A 24,982-nucleotide genomic window follows, 5' to 3' on the forward strand; every position below is an offset into this window, starting at 1 on the left:
CGCATCAAAAGACGATCCGGGTGCGCAGACCGAGAAGCGTGATGCTGTTCTGATCTTGGTTTAACAGCGGATTGGAGATGAACTGTATCGATGGGGTGATTTGCAGACCGGGCGAGACCGAAAAACGATAGAACGCCTCGACCGTGAATTGGGTCCCATCGATACCACGAGCTTCGGCCCAGTTCAGACCCAACCCGGCCAAATCCGTGTTTCGGCCGTAGTACCCCATACCGGCGGACAGGGATCGTTTGTACAGAGCGGCCGTGCCCTTGGCCGCGCCGGCCCGCACAAACGGCATCCATTTATTGTTCACGAACCAAGCGGCTGAAAACGCGCCACCATAATCTTCCGGGCGGGTGCCGTCATTGGCGGCGTCGGCATGCCAAAGGGTCAGGTGGATGTTGTCGAAATAGATGCGGTCGAAGCCGGAGGTGCATCCAATTTCGAGTGACTTGAACAGGTCACCGTCGCTGAAAACCTCCAGATTCGGATCAGACGGGTCGGCGTTTGCATCGGCAACGCTTGCGACGGCATACAGATTTTTGCTTAGCCTCAAACCGCCCGCAATGCCCGGCCCGGGATTTGGCGCGTTGATTGTTGGATTTGTGTTGAACGCGAGGTTTTGAAACCCGCTGTAAGGGCTGACCAGACCGTAGATATCAATGAAATCAGTGACGTCAATTTGGCCAATCTGAAGGGTCCATGCGCCATCATCGGCCCTTTGCGTCCAGAACAGATTGGTCAGCAGCAGCCCGGTGTCATTGAAAGCTGTCCCGGTAATCGAAAGGGCGCCGCCATCCAGACCCAGAAATTGGGGGGCAACACCGGTGTAGCTATGCCGCTGCTCGATTTTGAATGTCAGCGATCCACGTTCAGTTGCCTGCCAATTGCCGTAGAACCGGGCGATGCCACCGGCCGCTTCGCCAGTGCCAACATCGGCGGTCGTGGTCTGACCCAAAGCGAGGTAGTCCACGTTGAATCGAAAGCCGCCATCGGCCAGTTTGTCTTTCCAGTTGAACCAACCCGGCGCGATGTCCCGTGGAAAATTCGAACGATACTGCGGGTCTGTCAGGCCATCACCGGGCTCAAGATCGGCTTCGACCGAAGACGGCCCGGAAAGGCCTTGTGCCGAGGCAGGTCCCGACAATGCGATTACCAAGGCGGCGATTAGTGGCCTTATCATTCGGACGCGTTGACCCCGCCGGTCTTTCGATCCATCGCCGCGCGAATGTGGTCGGTTGTACGCCGTTTCCACGCCAGCCTGTCCGCCTCTGTTTCCAGAGTTTCCACGCTGTCCGTTTCCAACTGGAATGTGGCATTCATAGGCACAAGCCCATCCACGACCATCATGCTTTGCATTGAGGGCTCGATCCTCAGCGTCCCGGTTAGTCGCACCGGTTCATGAAAATAACCGGGTGTCCAATCCCCGTTCAGCCTTACGCGGATCATCTGGTTCGGCGGCGGAGGTGGCATGTGGCTGCACATGCCGCGTTCCGGTACCAGATACGCCACCGGTTGACCGTCCGGATCGTTGGGCGCAGGAATGGCAAACCCTGTCAGTGTCACCGTCTGGCCATCGAATTGCGGGTTTCCAGCGGTGCCCGCTTTTCTGCGCCGTTCTGTGACAACCTCGCGCTGATCCAGCAACCAATCGACATCAATGCCCTTTTCGACCAGTTCACCTTCGGTTTCCTGAAGACGCTGCTGCCAGTTTTGTCTTTCCTCCGTGCTGCCAAACTCTTGCTGTAGATTGCGACGCAAACGCACAACATACAGAATACTGTCAAATTGTTCCGGGCTGAGGTCCCGATACGGGTCTTCGAAACTCTGCGCGGATGGATCGGGCAGGCGGTCCCATGTAAGCACTGAGTCCGGTGCCGTGATGGCCGCGCGAGGGGACGATACCAGCGCAGTAAAGAAAACGATCTGAAGCCAATTGCGCATGAAACCGCTCCGCTTCATTGAATGGTCAATCCAACGTGTTTTTGTAGATCACACCGTCTTTCATGATGAGTTGGATGGTTTCCGGGCTTTCAGGTCTTGGATCTGCGCCGAACCATTGATCTCCGGTGCCGACGACCGAGAAATCCTCAAGCGGATTGCCGTCGATCAACAGGATGTCCGCATAGGCACCTTCTTCGATCACCCCGAGTTTGCCGTCGGTGTATGGGTTCATAAAGTCGCCCGACAGCGCAACGACCTCACCGCCGGTCGATGTTAGTGTCACCATGGACGTGTATGGCCCGAAGAATTCGTTGTTCAGGTGCTTTTCGTAAGCAATCTGGATATTGCACGCCTCGACAGAGCCAACGCAGTCCGTCTGAAACCCTCGCTTCACCGGGCATTCCTTCATGTTGTCAATGTAGCCTGCGAATGTTGCCGAGGCCGATTTCGCCTTGGCCAAGCTAGACGGAACATTGGCGACGGCGGGGATATCCAGAAGACCGGGGTCAAATGCAGTCAGGTTCGTTGTGATGTACGCGCCTTTCTCGTTCATTACCTCGGCGATTTCGCAGTCGAACGAGAACCCGTGTTCGATTGACATAACGCCTGCGTCGAGTGCATTCAGGATCGCTTCTTTTCGGTAGGAATGGGCCATAACATAGCTGCCGTATTCATTTGCAACCTGAACAGCGGCCTTGATTTCTTCGGGTGATCCCGCCAGCAACTGCCACGGATCAAAGGCTGAAACGACGCCCCCGGATTGCATGAACTTCAACTGCGTTGCACCCATACGGAAATTGTTGCGCGCGAACTTGTAAACGTCATCGACCCCACTGATTTCTTGTGCCAGATTCAGCCGGCTCATGTTCGTCTCTGATCCCGGGGGAGCGGTGAAATTGGCAAAATCGGCGTGGCCTCCTCGCGTTCCGATAAACGCGCCTGAGGGGTAATATCGGGGGCCTTCGATTTGTCCCGAGTCAATTGCCCGGCGCAAACCGCCGTTGGCGCCGCCGGCATCCCGAACGGTGGTGAACCCTTGCATCAGATACATTTCTGCCATCCTTGCGCCGTGGATCGCAAAATCTTCCCACGTTGTATTGGCCTCCATCGCCGGAAGGGTCGGCCCCATCAACATCAGATGCGCGTGAAGTTCGATGAAGCCGGGGGTAAGCGTGCGTCCTTCACCGTCTATGACAGTGGCGCCGGGGGCCGTGATCGCATCGCTCGAAACAGATTTGATAAGGTTGCCCTCAACCAGAACAGAGCCGTTTTCAATAAGAGCTTCGTCGACGCCATTGAAAATATTGACGTTCGTAAACAGCACTTGCGGGGGTGTCTGTTCCTGCGCTGCCGCAGGCAGGCCGCAGGCGATTAATAGGGGTATTGCCGAGGTAATGAGTTTTGATTTCAACAGTCCACGCATTTCGAGCTACCTCCGCTTCGGGTTCCTCAAATTCTAGCGCGCTTACCTGAAAACACATTGCCATTTTTGAATTCATACTGGACTTTTTTCGGCAAAAAGAGGCAAATATTGGCTTCAAAGAGTTATACAATAACAAGACTGGCCAGACGTGACAGACAACTCAAACTCGAATCCCTCGCTCGGTTTCATCCGGCTTTCAAACGCTGCGCTGTTTTCCAACAGTCTGCGTTCGCGTGGCATTGATCCAGAAGCTGCATTCAAATCACATGGCCTTTCAGCGACAGCGGCTGCAGACGAAAACCTGTTTGTACATGCCGAGGTTTTCTACGGCCTGACAAATACGTTTGCGGATTTGGTAAATGACAAGTTTCTGGGCGTACGCGTCGGCGAGGGTTTCGCGTTTTCGGATTGGCCGCCCTTTGCAAGCGCCGCGTCGAACGCCAAGACACTCAGCGAATTTCTGATCCGTTATGTTCAGATGGTCCCGACCGAAGTGAGCTCGGTAAAACACAGCCTCTTGGTTGAACCGAACACAGCCACGTATCAGGTGACGCGTTTCGGTGACCCCGGCGTCGCGCCAGTACAGGTAACGGGTTTTGGCTGTGCCCAGTACATCAGGGTCATTCGCGCGGTTACCGGCCAGTTCTGGGATCCCACCAAAGTGACTTTCAAGAGCAAATACATTGGTGGAATTCCCGCAGACTATCAGGACGTGCAGATCGCTTTTTCCAGCAATCCCGGTATTGAGATCACCTTTCCTGTTGATTGGCTTTTCAAGGCGTTACAACTCAACATTCAGGTGGCCGAGGGGCAGACATCCAAAGTCGCATCGGAGGTGACAGTCGTCACCGCTCTCAGGTCGGTGCTTGCCGGCAATCTCGACAAAGCCGATCTTGGCCCCGTTGCCGTTGCAAAACTGTTGGGCCTGGAAGGGGATCGTCTTGTAAAGGCTCTGAAGCAGAACGGAACCACTCTTTCCAAAGAGGTGAAGCGACTGAAAATCGAACGCGCAAAAAGCGAACTGTCCAAAAGCGACAAAACAATCTCGGAGATTGGTCTCTCACTTGGCTATCACGATAACGCACATTTCACCCGCTTCTTTCGATCACAAACCGGCGTAAATCCCAGTGCTTTCCGAAGCCATGCAGCTTCGGCGAGGCAGCGTTAGCGGGTGGCTTGCCACTAAAATGAAGATGACCCGTCAGTTTGTCTAGGTAACGTGGATCGAAGCGGTCAAGGGCGCCAGAGCAGCGGTCCAATGAAGACTCGCTGCAATGCAGCTCTCAATCCAAACACGCGACACCCGTTTCATATTCGGTTTCTTTGTCGCCTTAACAGATCAAGTATCTTTCGCACGCACGTTTGATGCAGGCGCGTTCTCAACCGCATGTCGGCATGTCATGAGGTTGAGTGAGGAGATCGTAACCCAAAGTCTGTACTACCGACACGCAGCGGCGAAAGCTCACGCGGTGCCGCGGGTAGGGCGGTTGTTTTCGATGTTGAACTTCATTCCGTCCAGCAATTCGTCAAGATCGGGTCGCGCAGCGGGGCCATTGGAAATGTCAACCAACATCAGGCTGCCGTCCGGACGGATGCCGAAGGCGCCGGGTTCGGCAAACAGGTTTGATGTTTCCGCCTCCGATAGTGGCTCTGAAACGTAAAGGCCCAGCGAACGCATCTGCGCTGCGGTCATGCCATATCCCAGGTCGAATGCCCATCCGAACTCTTCCTTGTCGGTCCGGGCCTTTTCCTTTGTATCAGCCGAGACAACCACCACGTCCAGCAAGCTGTCCCAGTCGGGCAGCATGGCGTTCAATTTGTTCAGGAACCGTTTGCAACGCGGACAATGTCTGCCGCGATAGACAAACAGCATCGTCCAACGGTCTTTGGGTTGGCCAATCTCCAGCTCGCCACCACTGACGGCGAAGAAACTGAGAGGTCCGACGGGCGCGTTCACTGAAGGCTTGTGCGACATTTCAATTTCCCTTGCTTTTGATTTCAGATGGGCGCACGAAAAACTGGGGCGTAGGGTGCGGCCCAGAACCCCAACCCGCGCTTTGCCATGGTTGGTTAAAGCAGAAATGTCGAAACTCAAACTCACAAGTGCTGCATTGAAGAGGTGAACCTGGCACAGATGCGCCTGCCATCAGATCAAATTTGGTCATCCGATCAATCCCGGCAACGTAAGTGAAATCGCGGGGACGAACGTGATCAGCATCAAAGCCAGCAGAATTGCAAGGTAAAACGGCCAGATCGTTCGCACGGCTTTTTCCATCGGCAATTTGCCGACGGCGCACCCGACAAACAGGCAGGATCCGACAGGAGGCGTGCACAAGCCCAACCCCAGGTTCACGAGCAAGATCATTCCGAATTGAAGCGGGTCAATCCCAAGGCTATTGGCTACCGGCAAGAAAATGGGTGTGCAGATCAGAATGAGAGCCGCCATATCCATGATCATGCCAAGCAACAACAATACCGCATTGATCATCAACAGGATCAGTATCGGATTTTCTGTTAGCCCGGTCAGCAGGTCCACGGTTTTGTCTGGAACTCTGTAGAACGTCAGCATGTAGGCGAAAGCACCAGCACATGCGATTAGGATCATGACCATCGCTGTTGTGCGCACGGCAGACGCCACGGCAATGCAAAAGTTTTCCCAAGTTATGCTTCTGTAGACGATGAGCGTGACAACGAAGGCGTAGATTGCACCGAACGCGCCGGACTCGGTGACGGTGAAAATCCCCGACAGAACGCCGCCGACGATGATAACGGCAGTCAGAAGACCAGGTATTGCGCTGAAGAAACTCAGGGCGAGCGCTTGCCAACCTGGAAACTTCTCAGCCTTGTAGCCTCGGCGCACAGCCACAAGATACGCGGCCACTGCCAGGCACAGGCACATCAGAACACCGGGCACCACACCGGCCAGAAACAGCTTTGAGATCGAGATACCGCCACCTGCCGCGATGGCGAAGATGATCATGTTGTGGCTTGGCGGAATGATGATCCCGGCGATCGAGGATGTGACGGTCACGTTAACGGCATAGTCCGCATCATAACCTTTCTCTTTCATGACCGGCACCAGGATAGACCCCAACGCAGAAATGTCCGCGATGGCCGATCCTGAGATGCCGCCGAAAAGCATCGAAGAGAACACGTTTACGATTCCGAGACCGCCCCGCACGGCACCAACCGCCGCCGAAGCAAACCTGACAAGCCGCATTGCAATTCCGCCATGGAACATCAACTCGCCGGCGAAAATGAAGAATGGAATTGCCATCAGGGAAAAGACGTTGATCCCGGACACGATCCGCTGGAACCCGATCATCAGGGGCAACCCTTCGAACCAGAACGCAGAAATGGCCGCAATTCCAAGTGCGAATGCGACAGGCGTGCCGATCAGAACGCAGAGGGCGAACACGCCAAGCAGTAAGAGTATTCCCATCAATTGCCTCTATTCAATGCTGTCGCTGCGCGCGTCAAAACCCGCAAAGAGGCGGATCAGGTGGCCAACGGAAAAAAGGAGTATGAGGCCGCCGCCAATAGTCAGAGGCAATGAGCGCAGGCCCTCGGGAACCTGTATCAAGGGGATCAGCGATCCCCATTTGAATATCGTGAGTCGAGCGCCAAACCACAGCATCAAGATGCCAAACCCGGCCATAAGCACGTCCGTTAGAACGACCAGAACATTTCGGACACCCCGGGGAACCGAAGTGCGCACGAGGGACACGGACAGATGCGTATTGTCGTGAACGCCGACCGCTGCACCAAGAAATGCAATTGTCATGACAAGAAGCAGCGCAACTTGCTCGACCCAGGTTGGCGTTGCATTCAACACATAGCGTCCAAACACGAGCCACCCGAAAATGACCGTGATGACGACCAGTGCGACGCCGGTCACTATCCGGCAAACATCGGCGATCCAATCCAGGATCACGACCATTCTGCGCACCGCTTCTGGGGGTTCTGATGATCTATTCATTGGCCTACGAGGTTTAACAAGACATCCGATCCCGCATCGCGGGACCGGACCGTTTCAGACTTGATTTTGCTAAATCAGTCCGTTGCCTGGATGGTTTCGACCAGCGGGCGCAAATCTGGGTTGGTGGCAAAGTATGCCTCGTAAACCGGACCCATGGCCGCCTGGAAGGGGGCCTTGTCCGCCACGTCGTTCACGACCACGCCACTTGCTTCGACGGCTTCACGGCTGGCTGCTTCGCGTTCGGCCCACAATTGCCGCTGCAACTCTGCCGACTCTTCTGCCGCCTCGCGAACCGCAGTTTGCATCTCGGGCGATAGGGCATTGAACGTGTCAGTGTTGATGCAGATGCATTCAGGGATGATCAGGTGCTGCGACAGAGAGTAGTAGCCGGCGACCTCAAAATGGCCTGTCGACTCATAAGAAGGCCAGTTGTTTTCCGCACCGTCCACAACGCCGGTCTTCAGCGCCTGATAGACTTCGGCGAAGGCCATCGGAGAAGGGTTTCCACCAAGCTCGTCAATCATGCCCGTGAACAGATCATTGTTCATGACGCGAACCTTCATCCCTTCGACATCAGCCGGCGTGTTGATTGCCTTACTGCCATTGTAGAAAGACCGGGCACCTGCGTCATACCAAGCCAAAGGTGTCAGCCCTTTTTCCGCCATTCCGGCCGCGATTGCCTCGCCGCCTTCGCTTTCCAGGACACGGAACATGTGCGGGACGTCTTTGAAAATGAAAGGCAATGATACAACGTTGGCCTCGGCCACAATGGGACCGATTGGACCTAAGTTGAAGTTGCCAACCTCCAGCGCGCCTGCGCGAACCTGTTCAACTGCATCGGGCTGACTGCCCAATGTGCCGCCGTGGAACATTTGCAGATTGATCTCGCCGCCTGTCTTTTCCGTCACAAGCTCGGCGAATTTGTCCATCGCAATTGTGTTTGGGTATCCGTCCACATGGATGTTCCATCCGCGCCAGTCTTCCGCAAAAGACGCGGTTCCCATAAGAACAACCAAAGCGGCGGCACTTGTAAGTGTTTTGGATAGTTTGATGTTCATTTTTTCCTCCCTAGAAAAACAGACAAAAATGGTGATGTGTGACCGAAGCCGGCTATGAAAAAAGAAGGCCTCCGTTGATGTCGATGTTTGCGCCTGTGATGAATGCGGCATCGTCCGAGGCCAGATAGGCCACCAGATTGGCGACATCCTCGGACGTGCCTTCGCGTTTCAGCGGTGTGGCGTTGGCAACGTTGCTGCGCACTTCGCTTTTAGTGAAAACGTTGTGGAAATCGGTGTCGATCATACCGGGGCAAACGGAATTGACCCGAATATCCGGCCCCAGTTCCTTGGCCAGCCCACGGGTCATTGTCATAACGGCGCCTTTCGATGCGGCGTAGGCAACCGCGCCCGGACCACCGCCATCCCGACCGGCCTGGCTGGCGAAGCCGACGATTGCACCGCCCTTGCTCATATGAGGCAAAACAGACTTGATGGCGCGCGCGAACGAGGTGGTGTTCAAATCCATGACGTATTGCCAATGGTCAATGTCCATCTCGGCCATCGACTTGCGGGCAACCAAACCTCCGGTCACGTGGACCAGAACATCGATCCTGTCACCGAAAGCTGAAAGCGTTTCTGATACCAACCGGCCAACATCAGCCTCGGATGTCATGTCGCCCTGAACAGCAATCGCTTTTCCACCCGCAGCTTGAATTTCGGCGACGGCAGACTCCGCGCCGGATGATGAACTGTGATAATTGATTGCCACCGCTGCACCAGCTTCGGCGAGCTTCATGACGCAGGCGCGCCCGATGTCCCGCCCGCCGCCAGACACAATTGCAACCTTTCCTGCCAATCCTCGAATTGGGCCAGTCAGTTGAGCAGGCAATTCAGTCATAACGCGTTCCCTTGGTTCCTTGATCAGCCTGCCTGAATTCCTGTTCCGGTCACTTGAAGTGATCAGGTTTTCAGCGGCGTTGTGTTATTTAGTCGACTAGTATACTAGTATTGTCAACAAATTTATTTGGCACGGCAAAGGGTCCGGTGACTACTATTCGTGCTAGGCAAAGAGGCTGGACGTACCATGATGGGTGTCGAAGGGTGCGACCTCGTCGATCCGGTGTTGCGTGGAAAGGTTCACGCGCAGAAAAAGGCAAGAAATGCAGAGTATTACTGATAAAATTGAACGGCGCACAACCACTGACATCGTGTATGAAAACCTGTACGAAGCGATTGTTTCGCTTGAGATTTTGCCGGGAACCAAGCTGTCAGAGGCGGACATCGCAAAGAAATTCGACGTGTCCAGACAACCTGTCCGGGATGCGTTCAACCGGCTCGAAGCACAGGACCTGCTTCTGATCCGGCCTCAAAAAGCCACGCGCGTACGAAGCTTTTCGATGGAGCGAATCGGGCATGCCCGCTTTGTTCGTCTCGCTGTAGAGCTCGAAGTGGTGCGCGCCGCTTGCGATGTCTGGCGGCCCGAGTTTGCCAGCCTACTCGGGGAAAATCTTGAAAAGCAAAGCGCTGTGGTTTCGCGAAACGAGGCCGAAAAGTTCCATCAGTTGGATTATGATTTCCACAAACTGATTTGCGACCTGAGCGGCAACCCGTTGGTGTTCGGTACGATTCAGGAATGCAAAAGAAAGATCGACCGTCTTTGCGTTCTCAGTCTCGGGCGCGAGAGCGAGGCTGATATCCTGGTCCGGGATCATATCGAACTGGCCGAAGCGCTGGCCGAAAAGAACGCCGAAAAAGCCACCGAAGCAATCCGCCGCCACCTTGGCCGGATCGACAAAACCATTGATGAGGTCCATTCAAAGCACGCTGAATACTTTGAATGAGCGCCTCTGAACTGATCTGATTAAGGATACCGCACGATGCCCGCAAGTTTCCCGGTTGTGCCCACCGCCGAAGGCGTCACACGGCAGGTTCTGGCCGATCACGAGAACCTCATGATGGTCTCGTTTCGTTTTGAAGAGGGGGCCGAAGGTACTCAGCACAGCCATCCGCATGTACAATCGACATTCGTGAATTCCGGGCGCTTCAGGTTCACGGTAGGCGGCGAAGTTCGCGTTCTGGGTCCGGGCGACAGTCTGATCATTCCACCCAACGAAAACCACGGCTGCGTTTGTCAGGAAGCCGGTGAGCTGATCGATTGTTTCACACCCCGACGCGACGACTTTTTGTAAGGCGAGTGGCTGAAAACCAACGCGATAAAGTGTGCCGACGGGTAGTGGTCGGATTGCAACCAGATCGCAAGGCTCATCGAACGATCAGTTTTGTCGTCCGGGCGAACACGAAATCGTGACCAAGGCACTAGTTGGTTTCGACCGGCTTCGATGCCTCGCTTAAACCCAGTATCAGATCGGCGCACCGTTCACCCAGCATCATGGCGGGTGCGTTTGTGTTGCCGGCGTTTATGTCCGGCACAGCAGACATGTCACAGACCCGCAGTTTTTCGACACCTCGCACACGCATTCTGGAATCGAGTACCGCCAACCTGTCCCCGTCTTTGCCCATCTTGGCCGTACCAGCCGGATGATAATTGGTTTTGACGAAACGCTTGCAATGCGCCCTTAGCGTTTCATCATCGTCTGCGGTTGGAATGACGATTTCGCGGATCCGTTTGGACAGCGGACCTGACGTGAAAGCCCTGCAAAAAAAACGTTGGCCGCGGATCATCTCTTGCATGTCGTCTTCGTGCTGCAAGAGGTTTGGTGAGACGACAGGCATTGCCTTCGGATCTGCAGAACGCAGCCGGACCTGCCCGCGAGATTTTGGTTTGACGACAACGGTCGTGACTGTAAGGCCAAAATCGTCCTGAACTTCATCCAATGCGTCGCGATCCAGATACACGATCGGAACGCAAAACGCCTGAATTGTTGGTTCTTCATCGGGATGCGATGGGTTGACGAATGCACCTGCTTCGACACCGGCGGACGTTACTGGACCGCTTCCAAACAGTTTGAACTGAATGCCGTTTCGCAACATGCGCCAACCTTCACCCTGCCTGAAGTATCCGTATGGTCCGTTCGCAAACGCGGTTATCGGCACTTCGGGATGATCAATCAGGTTCTGACCGACGCCGGGCAGAGAACAAATGACGGGGATTTGCTGCTCCGTCAGGTGTTCTTCCGGTCCTATGCCCGACAGCATCAGGATTTTTGGTGAAACCAATGCGCCGGCTGCCAAAACAACTTCGCCATCGCACAAAATGGTGTGGCTGCCCTGACTGTCCTGATACTCGACCCCGACGGCCTTGTTGCGCTCGACAATTACTCTCGAAACCTCGGCGCCCAGCCGGATGGTCAGGTTCGCGTTTTCCTGCAGAGGCGCGAGAAGCGCATAGGCGGTCGAGCTGCGTTTGCCAGCCCGATTGGTGAACTGGTAAAAGCCGACGCCGCGTTGCGTGGGACCATTGAAGTCGGTGTTGAAGGGCTCGCCCAGTGATTGGACCGACTGAACGAACCAGCGCGACAGGTCATCAATGTGCCCCGGATCTGAGACCAGAACGGGGCCGTCGCTGCCATGCAGATCGTTGGCGAGCCTGTTGTTGCCCTCCATCCTGCGAAAATAAGGCAGGACGTCGTCCCATCCCCAGCCGACGCCATCGTTGTTTTGCCTTAGCACTTCGTGCCACGCGTCATAGTCCGAGGGGCGACCGCGCATATATACTTGGGCATTGACCGACGAGCCGCCGCCCAGAACGTTCGCCTGAGGGATGTCGTGAACGCGGCCATCCAGATGATCCTGCGGTTCGGTCTTGTGGTACGTCATGAATTTCGAACCGTTGATCATTTTGAAGATGCCCGGCGGCATGTCCAGCAGCGGATGGCGATGAGAATGCCCGGCTTCCAGCAGCAGAACCCGGCACTTGCCGGCGTTGACCAAACGAGCTGCCGCAGCAGCACCGGCCGAACCACCACCGATGACTATGTGATCGAACGTTTCTGTCATGACTTTGCCTTCAGGTCCGGCGTTTTGGTTCCGTGATCGAATCGCGTTCGACCAACTCGCATTCCAGCTTGACCAAAGGATGTCGCTGCCCGTCCGCCGGACCGTGGAACAATTGCTCGATAACCCAGCGTCCCATGGCGCGCGTCGGCAAAATCATCGAAGTCAGCGGCGGCGACAGGTGGCGGGCGGTTTCGTCGTCGTCGAAACCGATAACCGAAATGTCGTTTGGGATTACGAGGCCCAGCTCTTTCAGCGCTTCATAACAGCCGATCGCCATACGGTCGTTCTGACAGAAGATCGCTGTCGGAGGGGAGGGGAGCGCCATCAATTGGCGTGTGGCAGCATACCCCGCGCTTGGCAGCCAGTTGCCCTCGATCACCAGATCTTCGTCGAAAGGAATGTCCGCGGATGCCAGCGCGTTCCTGTAGCCGGTCGTGCGTCCCGCCGCACATTCCATAAATGGCTCGCCGGTTATGGTTGCAATTCTGTTATGTCCGGCCTTTATCAGGGCGTTGGTCGCTGTGTGCCCTGCGGCCACTTCCCCGGGGATTACAGCGGGAAAGGAAAGATCGTCGGAAAAGCAGTTCAGCAGCAATACCGGGACAGTGGATTGTCTGAGGATTTGCGGAACGACAACCCGCCGCGTGAACACGGTCGCATAGATAATTCCGGCCACCTGCTGGTCCAGAAAGAACCGGAGCGTCCTCGGCTCGACCTCTGAATCGTTTTGAGTTTCGGCAAGCAATACCAGATTGCCAGTATCCCGGACCGCTTGTTTCGCGCCGTTAAAGGCATTCACCATTTCCGGGCTGGATGCCAGGTCATCAACAACAAATGCAACGGGGCCGTTAAGCGCTGCGGGGCGACGCGCTGTATCTTCCGATTTTCTAAGCTGGGCAGGCATTGGGTATCCAAGCGTGTTGGCGGCATCCAGGACCCGCTGTTTTGTTTCATCCGAAATCTTGACCGAGTCGTTTTTGTTGAGAACCAGCGAAACAGTCGTCTGCGAGCATCCAGCCACCCGGGCTATGTCATGCATTGTGACGCGCTGTCTTCCCGCAACCCGTCCAATGCCTTTGGGTTGCTTTGCTTTGTTCGCTTGATCGTTCATCGCCCAACCTTTTCGTTCTCGCCCTTTTTATAGGGTCCCGGCGCCTGAGGCAACTAATATTAGCTAGATGATAATAATATTAGTGTTGACGAGATAATTTTATTAGTGTTTTGATTAGTGAGCGGCCAGTTAGGGACTGATCGCGGAATGCGGGGAGGCGCTGTTGCGGTCTGCAGAGGAAAAGCTCGGTCAAATTGGTCGCCATCAGATGTATATTGATGGGCGTTTCGCCGACTTCGACTCGGCTGATACTGCGGTCGAAAACCCGGCAAACGAATTGATCCTTGCGCACGTTCCCGACGGTAAGGCGGAACATGCCGATTTGGCGGTGGACGCGGCGAGCAGAGCATTTGGAAATTGGTCGACGCGCCCTGCAATCGAGCGCGGGCAACTGGTGTTCAAGCTTGCTGATGCCATGCAGGAAGACACGGAGCGACTGGCGGCCTTGGTGACAGCTGAGCAAGGCAAGCCGATCTCGCAATCCCGGGGCGAAGTTGGGGCCGCCGTCACATTTCTTCGCCATGCGGCGGAGGAGGCGCGCAGGATAACGGGCGATATCGTTTCATCAGACAATCGCGCGGAAGAAATCCAAATACGACGCCATCCATACGGTGTCGTGGTCGTGCTGACCGCTTGGAACTACCCATTGGCGCTGGCAGCCCGAAAAATAGGGCCCGCGTTGGTCGCAGGAAATACCATCGCCCTGCTCGGGCACGAGATCACGCCGCTTTCGGGCCTTGCGGTTGCGGGGCTTGCTGACAAGGTTGGGTTTCCGCCCGGCGTTCTGAATGTATTGACAGGGAAGGGTCCGGTGGTCGGGCAGCGTCTGGTTGAGCATCCCGACACCGCGCTGATCACAATGACTGGCAGCACGCGGGCGGGAAAAGAGATTTTCCGAACCGCTGCCGATGGGATCAAGGTGATCCGGCTTGAGCTTGGGGGCAAAGCACCCTTCATTGTCATGGAAGATGCGGATGTGGACGCAGCGGTCGCGGCAGGCATCGCGGCGCGTTTTACCAATTGCGGCCAGATCTGCACCTGCAATGAACGCATGTACTTGCATCACGCAATCGCGGATCAGTTCCTGGAAAAGTTCGTATCCGCCGCAAAGGCGCTGACCATCGGGGATCCTTTGGCCGACCACGACATGGGCCCCAAAGTTAGCAGGGCAGAGGTTTCAAAGGTGAGCGAGATCATTGATCGCAGCATTTCGGAAGGCGCTGAGGTTCATTTGGCAGGCGGCAGGCTCACGGATGGAAGATATCAAAAGGGTCATTGGATGTCGCCGACGGTTCTGGAAGTCGCGGACAACAGCAACGCCGTGATGCAGGAAGAGACCTTTGGCCCTGTGGTTTCCGCCTTGCGCGTCGACGATTTCGACCACGCGATATCACTTGCCAACGACACGGCCTTTGGGTTGTCGGCCTATCTTTTCACATCATCCCACAAACGACTGATGGAAGCGCCGACACGGTTGGATTTCGGCGAACTCTATCTGAACCGCACCAATGGCGAAGCCGTCCAGGGCTTTCATACCGGTTGGGGTCTTTCCGGGGTCGGGGGCGAAGACGGTACCTATGGGTTTGATGGCTATCTGAGGAAACAGACGACTTACATGAATTGGGCATGACCTGATAACGCGCGGTCAAACGGAGGAGACCGCACCAATAGAGGAGGAATACTATGAAACGCAGAACACTTTTGATCTCATCTGTCATCGCGGGTGCGTTCCTTAGCACCACTGCGATGGCGCAGGGTCTGCCGCCGTTGGAGCAAAAAGACCGCTACAAGGTCGGTTTTGCCCAGATGGAATCGAATAACCCCTGGCGCATCGCAGAGACCAAGTCGTTTCATGATACGGCTGAAGAATGCGGTTGGGACTTAATCGCGACAGATGCGGCGGGGTCAGCGGCAAAACAGGTCGCGGATGTGGACAGCATGATTGCCCAAGGCATCGACGTGTTGTTCTTGCCGCCGCGCGAAGAAAAACCATTGATCCCGGCGGTCATGAAAGCCCGCGCTGCGGGAATTCCGACCTTCCTTGTCGACCGGTCGGTTGATCCTGCGGTAGCCCAGCCAGGCGAGCATTTCGTGGCCTTTCTGGGGTCGGACTTCATCGACCAGGGAGGTCGAGCCGCGCAGTGGCTTATGGAGAATTTCGAGGGCGACAAAGGCATAATCGTACAGCTCGAAGGCACAACCGGGTCCTCGCCTGCCAATGATCGAAAAAAGGGTTTTGACGACGCAATTGCAGCTGATGACCGTTTTGAAATAGTTGCCTCGCAGACCGGGGATTTTGCGCGGGATCTGGGTCGTCAGGTTATGGAGACCCTGTTGCAGGCGCATCCTGACGTGAACGTTGTCTATGCCCACAACGACGAGATGGCAATTGGAGCGATTCAGGCATTGGAACTGGCTGGCCGCAAGCCCGGCGAGGACGTGACAATCGTGTCGATTGACGGAACTCGCGACGCGCTGCAGGCCATTATCGACGGCAAAATGGGCGTGACGGTCGAAAGTTCGCCCTTCTTTGGTCCGCTGGCGTGCGACGTCATGAAGAAATATGCGGCAGGCGAGCAGATCCCGGAATGGGTGAAGGTCGAAGACCGTATCTTCACGCAGGACAATGCGGCGGATCACATCGACGAAGCCTATTGATTCTCCCTGGTGGGTGGTGCTGGCTAGCGTCAGCGCCGCCCGCAAACAACTGGAGTACAAGGTATCATGAACGCGCTTGTTTCGATGTCGGGGATTGAAAAGTCCTTTGCCGGCGTTCCCGCGCTGAGTCAGGCCAGTCTGGAAATCACCCCCGGCGAAGTTCACGCGCTGATCGGTCAGAATGGTGCAGGCAAGTCCACGATGATCAAGGTGCTTACCGGGGTCTATCGCCGTGACGGCGGGGACGTCGTGGTGTCAGGAACGCAAAGCAACATTGCCACCCCACGCGAAGCACAGGAATCCGGAATAGCGACAATTTACCAAGAGCTTAATCTGGTTCCGCTCAGGTCTGTCACCGAGAATGTCATAATGGGGTATGAGCCCAAACGGCTTGGCCTTTTCCTCGACTGGCGCGAGGGGAACCGGCGCACCCGCGAGGTTCTTGCACGTTTTGGAATTGATATTGATGTGACTGAGCCGCTTGGAAACTTCTCAACCGCGATTCAGCAGTTGGTTGCGATTGCACGGGCAGTTTCACTGGATGCAAAACTTGTGATCATGGATGAGCCGACCTCGTCGCTGGATGCCAGCGAGGTCGAGGTCCTTTTTGGTGTCGTGCGCGAGTTGAAGAAGCAAGGCGTTTCCGTTTTGTATGTCTCGCATTTTTTGGATGAGTTGTTTCAGATTTGCGATCGGGTAACCACGATGCGCGACGGGCGCACCGTCAGCACACGAAAGGTTCAGGAAACGACCAAGCTTGAGATGATCGCCGATATGCTGGGTCGCAACAAGGACGAGATCGCGGCCGACGGCATGACAGATTTTGCGGGGGCAAAGGCCAAGAAGGGCGACGTCCTTCTGCGGGCTGAAAATGTAACGACCGGCCCGCGGCTGACCCATTTTGACCTGACGCTCCATCGTGGAGAAATCGTGGGGTTAGGCGGGTTGCTGGGGTCCGGGCGAACCGAAGCGGCGCGTGCGTTGTTCGGAGTGGATGAGGCGAATGGCGGAGAGATTGAGTTGCATAATGTTTTGGGCCAACCATCCGGTCCCGGAGACGCGATCAGTAAACAAATCGGGTTTCTAACTGAAGACCGCAAAGCTGAAGGCATCGTTCCCGAGATGTCGGTGCGTGAAAACCTGACGCTGGCGTTGCTGCCAAAGCTTGCCAGACGCGGGCAAATCGACTTCGCACGTGAGCGCGAGATCGTCGAAGCCTTCATTTCCGATCTGGGCATCAAGATTGCGCATATGGACCAGCCAATCCGCGAGCTTTCCGGCGGCAACCAGCAAAAGGTCTTGCTGGGGCGGTGGCTGGCAACCCAGCCGGACATCCTGATACTGGATGAACCCACACGCGGCGTCGACGTCGGAGCCAAACGCGAGATTCAATCGTTCATTCGTTCCTATGTCGAAAACGGGTTCGGCGTCATTCTCATCAGTTCAGAATTCGAAGAACTGGTTGAGGGCGCAGATCGCATCGTGGTGATGCACGAAGGCCGCTCGGTCAAGGAACTGACCAATCCGGGAATAACAGAGAATATTTTGGTGAATGCGCTTGCGCATCATGAAGAAGGAACTGGTTCATGGACCGCGCAATGAAGCTTCCGCGGCGGTTTGCATCAATGCCGATCCGCTTTCACGGCGGTATCGCGGCATTGATAGTCCTGTTGGTGTTCAACGCTTTTTTCACGCCCAATTTCCTGCAACTTCAGACCCTGTTCGTGAACATCAGCCAGGTTGCGACAATTGCGATTGTGGCGATGGGCATGACGTTGGTTATTGCGACCGGGGGAATTGACCTGTCCGTCGGCGCGGTCATGGCGCTGGCCGGGGCACTTGCCCCGCTGATCTTTTTGTCTGACCTGGGTGTGGCAAACCCCGCATTTGGGGTGGCTTTGGCAATCATCCTGCCCTTGATCATTGCCGGATTGTGCGGCGTTTTTAACGGCGTAATGGTCGCCGTTTTGAACGTGCAGCCCATCATCGCAACACTCATTTTGTTCATCTCCGGGCGCGGCATCGCACAGGTTCTGACAAACGGGAACCTGCAGACCTTTTCCAACCCGTCGTTCAGTTATCTGGGAACCGGTAAAATCCTTGGTCTCCCATTTCAGGGCTGGCTAGCGCTGGTTATCGCCTGCATCCTCTTTTGGGTGATTTCCAGAACGACCTGGGGCCGGTACCTGCTGGCAATCGGAGGGAACGAGCGTGCCGCATACCTGTCGGGCGGTCCAGTCAAACGGGTCAAGATCGGGGCTTATGTCATCTGCGCCGTACTGGCCGGATTGGCCGGGCTGATCGTGGTTGCCATCAACTCGGCATCTGATGCCGCGCGGAACGGAAACTTGATGGAGCTGGACGCGATTGCCGCCGCAGTTGTCGGCGGTGCGTTGTTGCAGGGCGGCAGAGCCCCGATTTTTGGTGCAATCCTGGGCGCAGTGATCATCCAGCTTGTGAAATATACGTTGCTTGCCAACGGTGTAGAAGACGAAGTTGCACTCATCGCAAAGGCCGTGATCATCATTCTGGCCGTTTGGATGCAACAATATCGGAGGGCCTGAGCCATGCTGGACGAAACGGCTTTCGATCTTCGCAAATACCTTAGGCGCAATTCCGCTTCGGTAACGGTTTGGGTCGCCCTGATCGCCTTGATCGTTTTCGGGCTGCTGCGTTACGATAATTTTGGCAGCGCTTACAACTTCTCGTCCTTTCTGAACTACAACGCAATGTTCATCGCAATTGCGTTGGGCATGTGCTTTGTCATCATGACGGGTGGGATCGATCTGTCCGTTGGTTCCGTCGCTGCATTTACATCGGTCGTCGCCGCCTATCTCAGCCCATACGGAATCCAGGTCGCCTTGCCGGGTGCAATTCTTGCCGGAATCGGGTTCGGTGCGATCAACGCGTTCTGCATAATCATCCTTAGGATTCCGCCATTCATCGCGACTTTGGCCACGATGCTTGCCGCCAAGGGTGGGGCGCTTGTTATCTCGGGCGCGCAAACAATTTCGGTCGACTGGGGGTCGAACTTTACAAAACTTGGCATGGGTCAAGTGATGGGCCTGTTCCCGTGGGCGATTGTCATCGTTGCGGGACTGACTCTGGTGCTTTGGTTGGTGCTGGAACGTACGACAATCGGTCGGACGGTTCTGGCGATCGGGGGCAGTGAAGACGCATCAAATCTGATGGGTTTGAAAGTCAATCGCGCCAAGGCGTTCGTCTATCTTCTGTCCGGTGGTTGCGCGGGATTGGCGGGCCTGTTTTTGGCGTCTGGCTTTGGCGCAGGACAGCCTCTTGAGGGCATCGGATGGGAGCTTTCGGCCATCGCCTCGGTTGTCGTTGGGGGAACGCTTTTGACCGGCGGAATGGGATCCATCCCGGCGACCGTCGCAGGCGCGCTGCTATTGGGGTTGGTTTTCAATGTTCTGAACTTTGAGAACGGTCAGGGCACGATTAGTTTCAGCGCCTATTGGCAGATGGTGATACGAGGAGGCTTTCTTTTTGCGGTCATCCTTCTACAGTCTCGGATCATCGCCCGACAGCAGAAGGTCCTGGGTTCGTGAATCGAATAAAAAGTGTTTCAGCGCGATTGTTTAACGTCCCGCTGGCCGAGGTCTTGGTGGACGCCAAGCACGGGGATCACACGTTTTTCCAGCTCATCACTGTCACCATCGAAACGGATGATGGCGTTGAAGGTGTCGGATATACCTACACGGGTGGCAAGGGCGGGCACGCAGTGCTTGCCATGATAAAGCACGATCTGGCGCCTTTCTTGATGGGACAGGACGCGGACCGGATTGAGGAATTGTACGACGCCATGCAATGGCACGTGCATTACGTGGCGCGAGGTGGAATTGCCTCTTTTGCCATATCAGCCGTCGATATCGCCTTGTGGGATATTCGCGGCAAACGGACCAACGCACCGCTATGGCAAATGGCGGGTGGAGCTTCAAAGCGCTGCAAGGCATATGCCGGTGGCATCGACCTGAATTTTTCGCTTGAGAAGCTGCTGCGGCAAACCGAGGGCTACCTTTCCCGCGGTTTCAATGCGGTCAAGATCAAGGTTGGACAACCGGATCTGGCAGAGGATCTCGCCCGTGCGAGGGCGGTTCGTCACATGCTGGGCCCAGATCGGTTCTTCATGGTCGACGCGAATTACTCGATGACTGTCGATGAAGCTATCGTTGCCGCCAAAGGATTTGCCGACTGCGATATCCTTTGGTTCGAAGAACCGACAATTCCCGATGACTACAAAGGATATGGCAGAATTGCCGAGGCGACCGGCGTTCCGCTGGCGATGGGTGAAAACCTGCACACCCTTCACGAGTTTGAATACGCATTTGACGATGCCAAGCTGAGTTTCATTCAGCCGGACGCGTCGAATTGCGGCGGGATCACAGGATGGTTGCGCGTTGCTGCGCTAAGTGCCCGGCACGGTATCCCGGTTTGCAGCCATGGAATGCAGGAGCTTCATGTCAGCCTTGTATCGGCGCAATCCAATGCCGGCTGGCTTGAAGTACACTCGTTTCCGATTGACCAATACACGACCCGTCCGCTGGTTGTGCAAGATTGTTTGGCAGTGGCCCCAGATACACCCGGAACCGGCGTGGTCTTCGACTGGGACAAACTGAATGCGGAACACAAGGAGATGCCTATATGACGACCCATACAATTTCCGCGGCTTACTACCGAGGCGACAAGACCTTTGCCGTGGAAGACGCAACAGCGGAACCGCCCGGTCCCGGAGAGGCGGCAATCCGCGTTGCCTATTGCGGTATCTGCGGCACCGATATGCACGTCTATCACGGCAACATGGATGCGCGTGTGGGGTTGAACCGCGTCATCGGGCACGAAATGTCCGGCGTCGTCGAAGCAGTGGGCGAAGGCGTCGATACAGTCAAGCTGGGTCAAAAGGTGGTCGTAAGGCCGCTTGTTCACTGCGGCAAATGCCCGGCCTGTCTTCGAGGGCACACCCATATCTGTCAGAACCTGAAATTTCTTGGCCTTGATACGGACGGGGCCATGCAGGAAATCTGGACGGTTCCGGCGCATACTTTGCACGTTTTGCCAGACGATTTGCGCATGGATCATGCCGCGCTTATCGAACCCGTCGCCGTGGCTTGCCACGATGTGCGCCTTTCCGGTTTACAGGCTGGTGAAGACGTCGTTGTCATCGGCGGCGGGCCAATCGGCATTCTGGTGGCTATGGTCGCAAGAGACGCCGGCGGAAACGTTGTGATTTCCGAGGTAAACCCGAACCGGTTGGCCATCGCCGAAAAACTCGGCTTTGAGACGATCAACCCGGTTGAAACAGACCTTGCAGCAGAAATCAACGCCCGCACCGGTGACAAGGGTGCAGACGTGGTTTTCGAAGTGTCCGGCACGCAACCCGGGGTGGATGCAATGACGGCCGTCGCCGCGACCCGCGCCAGAATCGTTATGGTCGCGATCCATGCGACAAAGCCTCAGATCGACTTGTTCCAGTTCTTTTGGCGGGAACTCCAGTTGATTGGCGCAAGGGTGTACGAGCCCGAAGACTACGAGAAGGCAATCGCTGTCGTTGCGTCCGGCGGCGTTGATGCGGATGTTGTCATCACCGATGTCAGCCCGCTGTCGGACATACAATCCGCGTTCGAGGCACTGGATCGCAGCCCAACCGCAATGAAAAGCCTGATCAAAGTGGAAACGCCTTTATGAATGTACTGCAAAGCTTCGATCTTACAGGAAAGACGGCCCTGGTCACCGGTTGCAAAAGGGGCATCGGTCGGGGCATGGCCGAAGCGCTTGCGTCGGCTGGCGCGGATATCATCGGGGTATCTGCCTCGTTGGAGCTATCTGGTTCGGATGTCGAAAAGTCCGTTACCGCGATGGGGCGCGGCTTTCGCGCTTACCAATGTGACTTTTCGGATCGCACCGCGCTGCGGGCTTTCATCGACCAGCTAAGAGCCGACGGTGTGACACCGGATATTCTGGTCAACAATGCCGGAACCATCAAACGAAAACCTGCTGCCGAGCACCCAGACGACTGGTGGGACGAGGTGATCGAAGTCAACCTGTCTTCTCAGTTCGTTCTGTCCCGGGAAATCGGCAAGGATATGGTCGCCCGCGGTTCGGGCAAAATCATATTCACTGCCTCGCTTCTGACCTTTCAGGGTGGGATTACGGTGCCAGGGTATTCGGCCTCGAAAGGTGGTATCGGACAGCTTACTAAGGCATTGGCGAACGAGTGGGCCGGGCAGGGTGTGAACGTGAACGCAATTGCGCCGGGCTATATTGCGACAGACAACACGCAGGCCCTTCAGGACGATCCCGTGAGATCCAAATCCATTTTGGAACGCACGCCTCAGGGACGTTGGGGAACACCTGCGGATTTTGCCGGTCCCGTGGTTTTTCTGGCGTCCTCGGCGTCGGACTTCGTCAACGGCGAAATCCTCGTGGTCGATGGGGGATGGATGGGGCGGTAACGCCCCATTCAGGGCCCTGTTTTGTTGGTGATCAAGCTGTAGCGTGCGTTTGAACCCGAACAGACATCACGCCCCGATGTAGTGCACCTTTAAGGTCCGTGTTTTTGGTGCCTCACGGTGTTCAAAAAGAAACAGGCTTTGAACCTTTCCTAGGGGGAGTCGCCCCTGTTCAACTGGGATCGAAATTTGCGTCTGAGTTAACAGCGACCGAAGATGAGACGGCGCGTTGTCATCTTCGGTTGGTTTGTGACGGTACTTGCCCGGTACCTTTGGAACAAGCTCTTCAAAAAAAGCTTCGATATCCGCCGTAACTTGCTCGTCCGCGTTGGCCTGAACCAACAACGCAGCGCCGGTGTGAACACACCAGATTGTCAGCAAACCGGAATCGAAGCCGCGGTCGGACACTTCACGTTGAATGACCCCGCTTATGTCCCTGAGGGACTTGCCGGGCGTGTCGACCATAACGTCAAAAAACTCTTGTTTCATGTTCATATGCGTTCCTGGCTTTCCAAGGCATGAGCCCGCTTTGTCGAAAAGCGGGTTTTGGTTGAGCTTTGCCCTGTAGACTTCTGATTAATAATGTTATTTAACCCGAGACAGTATTCGAGTATCCTGGGTCTTTTGTCACCAGCTGCAGGAAACATAGTCAACAAACTGGTCATGCAAAAAGCTGTTTGAACCTGTCGACGCACAATCGAAAGCCCTCTTCAAAGTTACCGTTGCCGGGATGATAGACGCTTTCGAATGACACAACGCCGTCATAACCGTCGTCTCTCAGCGCATCTGCAATCGGCTGAAAGAGATCTGCAAGCTGACCTTCCCCCATGCGACGAACTTCCAGCGTCGCTCTGGGTGTGTCGACCTTAACATCCTTGATGTGGATGTGGCCCAGGTAACCATCGCGCAGTTCTTGGTAACCATCGGGGTAAGCCAGTTCGTGACACCAGCAATTGTTGCCGGGGTCCCATAGCACTTTCAGCGTATCCTTGGCATCCAGATCGTCGATCAGCTTGCGGGCGGTGTAATTGGAATTCACCAATGTCCCGTTCCCGGTTTCGACAACCAATTGGATGCCTTCGGAGCGCGCCAGGTCAACAGCGGGGGCGATCAGCGGCGGCATCGTGTCCCAAACACCGTGTGCCACGTTCCACTTCTCGGCGCCGTTTTTGCCCCAAAGTATCTGTTCCTTTCTTTGCGTCATGATCCGGACGAGCGGTGAGCCGACGACATGCGCCATGTCGATGACGCGTTTCAGGGCATCCATGTGTTTGGTGTGCAGCGCGTCACCGGGCCTGTTGGCGGCGGTCATACCGGCGAATATGTGGCGGGACAGGCAGGAAACGGGCTTGCCCCGATCCCGCAGCAACGCATCGATTTCCGCGATTTCCTGAGCGGAATGATCACCGACTTCGGTGTCGCCGACGAATTGAAGTTCTGCGTATTTGAGGTCGAATTCGTCCATGACATCCACGGCGTGTCGCAGATCGCGTGAGATGCCGTCGCAAATTACACCCAGTTTCATTTCAATGCCCCCTGCCGATGCAATTCTGCGCCAACGATTTCTTCGATGACGCGGGTGCAAATCCAATTGTCGCCGTCCGGGTACTTTGTTTTGCCGGCATGAAAGACTTGCATCGCGGACGAGGCGGTTTGCATTGGAACGCCCAGCTCGCCAGCGAGGGCAAGGGATATCGTCAGGTCCTTGTGCATGGTTGCAATATGGCTGCCTGTGGCAACAAACTTGCGATCAATGATATTCTCAAGCGCGGTGTTCACGACACCGCAACCGGCGCTTGAAGATGCAAATACATCCAAAAGCGCCTGACCGCTTACACCGGCTTTGGCAGCAAGTGCTGCGGCCTCGAACGTCGCCGAAAAGATCGACCCAATCAGGGATTGAAGACAGGCCTTCACCGTCTGACCGTCCCCGGCGTTGGACCCGACCCGGTGTATCGTACCGGAAACCGCCTGCATAACGTCGGCATTTTGATCCAGCACCTCGGACGCGCCCGCCGCCATCATCGTAAGCGTGCCGTTTTGTGCGCCGGGAAACCCGCCCGAGACAGGGGTGTCGATCAGGTTTATGCCAGAACCCTGCATGTCCTGACCGATTGCGCGTGCCTCGGCCGGGGTGATGGTCGCTGACAGAATGACGGTCCCACCCTTATCCATGTTCGCAACCAGGCCGTCGTTACCCAGAATGACGTTGCGGGCCTGATCGCCGTTCATGACCATCACAAACACACTGGCGGCGTGACGTCCCACTTGGCCGACGTCACCCATCGCCAAACCACCAAGATCGGAAAACGCCTTCATCCGTGTGTCTGAAAGATCAAACCCTGACGTTTCAAAGCCGTTCATAATCAGGTTCTTGGCCAGACCACTGCCCATATCACCAAGACCAATAACTCCTGCGGTTTTCATTCGGAAACCTCCCGTTTTTCA

The 24,982-nt window shown here is 55.7% G+C and carries 24 protein-coding genes; 11 read left to right on the top strand and 13 right to left on the bottom strand.

The features are described from left to right. Positions 1-4: 4 nt before the first annotated feature. Genes RA28_RS06145 through RA28_RS06155 form a run of 3 tightly spaced genes read right to left on the bottom strand, consistent with a single transcriptional unit; the run spans position 5 to position 3,367 of the window. Entirely contained in the window at positions 5-1,183 is a 1,179-nt protein-coding gene (locus RA28_RS06145; protein ID WP_039524606.1) for a carbohydrate porin, read from the bottom strand. Beyond that, positions 1,180-1,944: a DUF3299 domain-containing protein gene (locus tag RA28_RS06150; RefSeq protein WP_039524611.1), complete on the bottom strand. Its 765-nt coding sequence runs from the start codon at positions 1,942-1,944 to the stop codon at positions 1,180-1,182. Before RA28_RS06150 ends, RA28_RS06145 begins: the two co-directional genes overlap by 4 nt. Positions 1,945-1,969: 25 nt before the next feature. Beyond that, complete coding sequence (locus tag RA28_RS06155; RefSeq protein ID WP_082029737.1) at positions 1,970-3,367, bottom strand: amidohydrolase family protein; 1,398 nt, start codon at positions 3,365-3,367, stop codon at positions 1,970-1,972. Between the two features lie 148 nt (positions 3,368-3,515). On the opposite strand from RA28_RS06155, the gene RA28_RS06160 reads away from it, so the two are divergent. Further along, positions 3,516-4,535, top strand: coding sequence for an AraC family transcriptional regulator (locus RA28_RS06160; protein WP_039524613.1), 1,020 nt, complete (start codon positions 3,516-3,518; stop codon positions 4,533-4,535). A gap of 294 nt (positions 4,536-4,829) precedes the next feature. Here RA28_RS06160 and RA28_RS06165 read toward each other — a convergent pair whose 3' ends face one another. From RA28_RS06165 to RA28_RS06185, 5 genes are all read right to left on the bottom strand, one after another. Next, complete coding sequence (locus RA28_RS06165; RefSeq protein ID WP_052261298.1) at positions 4,830-5,342, bottom strand: redoxin domain-containing protein; 513 nt, start codon at positions 5,340-5,342, stop codon at positions 4,830-4,832. Between the two features lie 186 nt (positions 5,343-5,528). Beyond that, positions 5,529-6,809 carry a TRAP transporter large permease gene (locus RA28_RS06170; RefSeq protein ID WP_039524616.1) on the bottom strand — a complete coding sequence of 427 codons (1,281 nt, stop codon included), beginning with the start codon at positions 6,807-6,809 and terminating at the stop codon, positions 5,529-5,531. 9 nt (positions 6,810-6,818) lie between these two features. Next, positions 6,819-7,346: a TRAP transporter small permease gene (locus RA28_RS06175; RefSeq protein WP_052261299.1), complete on the bottom strand. Its 528-nt coding sequence runs from the start codon at positions 7,344-7,346 to the stop codon at positions 6,819-6,821. A 74-nt stretch (positions 7,347-7,420) separates the two neighbouring features. Continuing rightward, complete coding sequence (locus RA28_RS06180) at positions 7,421-8,350, bottom strand: TRAP transporter substrate-binding protein (RefSeq protein ID WP_446737314.1); 930 nt, start codon at positions 8,348-8,350, stop codon at positions 7,421-7,423. A gap of 106 nt (positions 8,351-8,456) precedes the next feature. Then, positions 8,457-9,242, bottom strand: coding sequence for an SDR family NAD(P)-dependent oxidoreductase (locus RA28_RS06185; RefSeq protein WP_052261300.1), 786 nt, complete (start codon positions 9,240-9,242; stop codon positions 8,457-8,459). 262 nt (positions 9,243-9,504) lie between these two features. Between RA28_RS06185 and RA28_RS06190 the strand changes: the two genes are divergently transcribed. Both RA28_RS06190 and RA28_RS06195 read left to right on the top strand, forming a co-directional pair. Further along, the gene (locus tag RA28_RS06190; RefSeq protein WP_039524623.1) at positions 9,505-10,185 is read left to right on the top strand and encodes a GntR family transcriptional regulator; all 681 of its coding nucleotides are present in this window, start codon (positions 9,505-9,507) and stop codon (positions 10,183-10,185) included. 36 nt (positions 10,186-10,221) lie between these two features. Further along, entirely contained in the window at positions 10,222-10,533 is a 312-nt protein-coding gene (locus tag RA28_RS06195; RefSeq protein ID WP_039524626.1) for a cupin domain-containing protein, read from the top strand. Positions 10,534-10,660: 127 nt separating this feature from the next. Here RA28_RS06195 and RA28_RS06200 read toward each other — a convergent pair whose 3' ends face one another. Then, a complete protein-coding gene (locus RA28_RS06200; protein ID WP_039524628.1) occupies positions 10,661-12,301 on the bottom strand; it encodes a GMC family oxidoreductase in 1,641 nt (546 codons plus the stop codon). A gap of 10 nt (positions 12,302-12,311) precedes the next feature. After that, entirely contained in the window at positions 12,312-13,340 is a 1,029-nt protein-coding gene (locus RA28_RS06205; RefSeq protein WP_052261350.1) for a LacI family DNA-binding transcriptional regulator, read from the bottom strand. A gap of 235 nt (positions 13,341-13,575) precedes the next feature. On the opposite strand from RA28_RS06205, the gene RA28_RS06210 reads away from it, so the two are divergent. The 8 genes from RA28_RS06210 to RA28_RS06245 all read left to right on the top strand — a co-directional run bounded on the left by RA28_RS06210 (position 13,576) and on the right by RA28_RS06245 (position 22,537). Further along, positions 13,576-15,042: an aldehyde dehydrogenase family protein gene (locus RA28_RS06210; protein ID WP_241481069.1), complete on the top strand. Its 1,467-nt coding sequence runs from the start codon at positions 13,576-13,578 to the stop codon at positions 15,040-15,042. A 53-nt stretch (positions 15,043-15,095) separates the two neighbouring features. After that, on the top strand, positions 15,096-16,070 hold the full coding sequence (locus RA28_RS06215) for an ABC transporter substrate-binding protein (RefSeq protein ID WP_039524634.1): 975 nt from the start codon (positions 15,096-15,098) through the stop codon (positions 16,068-16,070). A 66-nt stretch (positions 16,071-16,136) separates the two neighbouring features. Next, on the top strand, positions 16,137-17,672 hold the full coding sequence (locus RA28_RS06220) for a sugar ABC transporter ATP-binding protein (RefSeq protein WP_039524637.1): 1,536 nt from the start codon (positions 16,137-16,139) through the stop codon (positions 17,670-17,672). Beyond that, positions 17,657-18,634: an ABC transporter permease gene (locus RA28_RS06225; protein ID WP_052261301.1), complete on the top strand. Its 978-nt coding sequence runs from the start codon at positions 17,657-17,659 to the stop codon at positions 18,632-18,634. Before RA28_RS06220 ends, RA28_RS06225 begins: the two co-directional genes overlap by 16 nt. 3 nt (positions 18,635-18,637) lie before the next feature. Then, a complete protein-coding gene (locus RA28_RS06230; protein ID WP_039524638.1) occupies positions 18,638-19,636 on the top strand; it encodes an ABC transporter permease in 999 nt (332 codons plus the stop codon). Then, positions 19,633-20,733 carry a mandelate racemase/muconate lactonizing enzyme family protein gene (locus tag RA28_RS06235; protein WP_039524641.1) on the top strand — a complete coding sequence of 367 codons (1,101 nt, stop codon included), beginning with the start codon at positions 19,633-19,635 and terminating at the stop codon, positions 20,731-20,733. The genes RA28_RS06230 and RA28_RS06235 overlap by 4 nt, the downstream gene beginning before the upstream one ends. After that, the gene (locus RA28_RS06240; RefSeq protein WP_082029738.1) at positions 20,730-21,770 is read left to right on the top strand and encodes a zinc-dependent alcohol dehydrogenase; all 1,041 of its coding nucleotides are present in this window, start codon (positions 20,730-20,732) and stop codon (positions 21,768-21,770) included. The genes RA28_RS06235 and RA28_RS06240 overlap by 4 nt, the downstream gene beginning before the upstream one ends. Further along, a complete protein-coding gene (locus RA28_RS06245; RefSeq protein WP_039524644.1) occupies positions 21,767-22,537 on the top strand; it encodes an SDR family oxidoreductase in 771 nt (256 codons plus the stop codon). Before RA28_RS06240 ends, RA28_RS06245 begins: the two co-directional genes overlap by 4 nt. 66 nt (positions 22,538-22,603) lie before the next feature. Here RA28_RS06245 and RA28_RS06250 read toward each other — a convergent pair whose 3' ends face one another. The 3 genes from RA28_RS06250 to RA28_RS06260 all read right to left on the bottom strand — a co-directional run bounded on the left by RA28_RS06250 (position 22,604) and on the right by RA28_RS06260 (position 24,961). Further along, on the bottom strand, positions 22,604-23,023 hold the full coding sequence (locus tag RA28_RS06250; RefSeq protein ID WP_039526039.1) for a secondary thiamine-phosphate synthase enzyme YjbQ: 420 nt from the start codon (positions 23,021-23,023) through the stop codon (positions 22,604-22,606). A gap of 172 nt (positions 23,024-23,195) precedes the next feature. Continuing rightward, positions 23,196-24,059, bottom strand: coding sequence for a sugar phosphate isomerase/epimerase family protein (locus tag RA28_RS06255; RefSeq protein ID WP_039524647.1), 864 nt, complete (start codon positions 24,057-24,059; stop codon positions 23,196-23,198). Beyond that, on the bottom strand, positions 24,056-24,961 hold the full coding sequence (locus RA28_RS06260) for an NAD(P)-dependent oxidoreductase (protein WP_039524651.1): 906 nt from the start codon (positions 24,959-24,961) through the stop codon (positions 24,056-24,058). Before RA28_RS06260 ends, RA28_RS06255 begins: the two co-directional genes overlap by 4 nt. Positions 24,962-24,982 lie beyond the last annotated feature (21 nt).

The organism is Ruegeria sp. ANG-S4, from assembly GCF_000814005.1.
Lineage (GTDB): Bacteria > Pseudomonadota > Alphaproteobacteria > Rhodobacterales > Rhodobacteraceae > Ruegeria.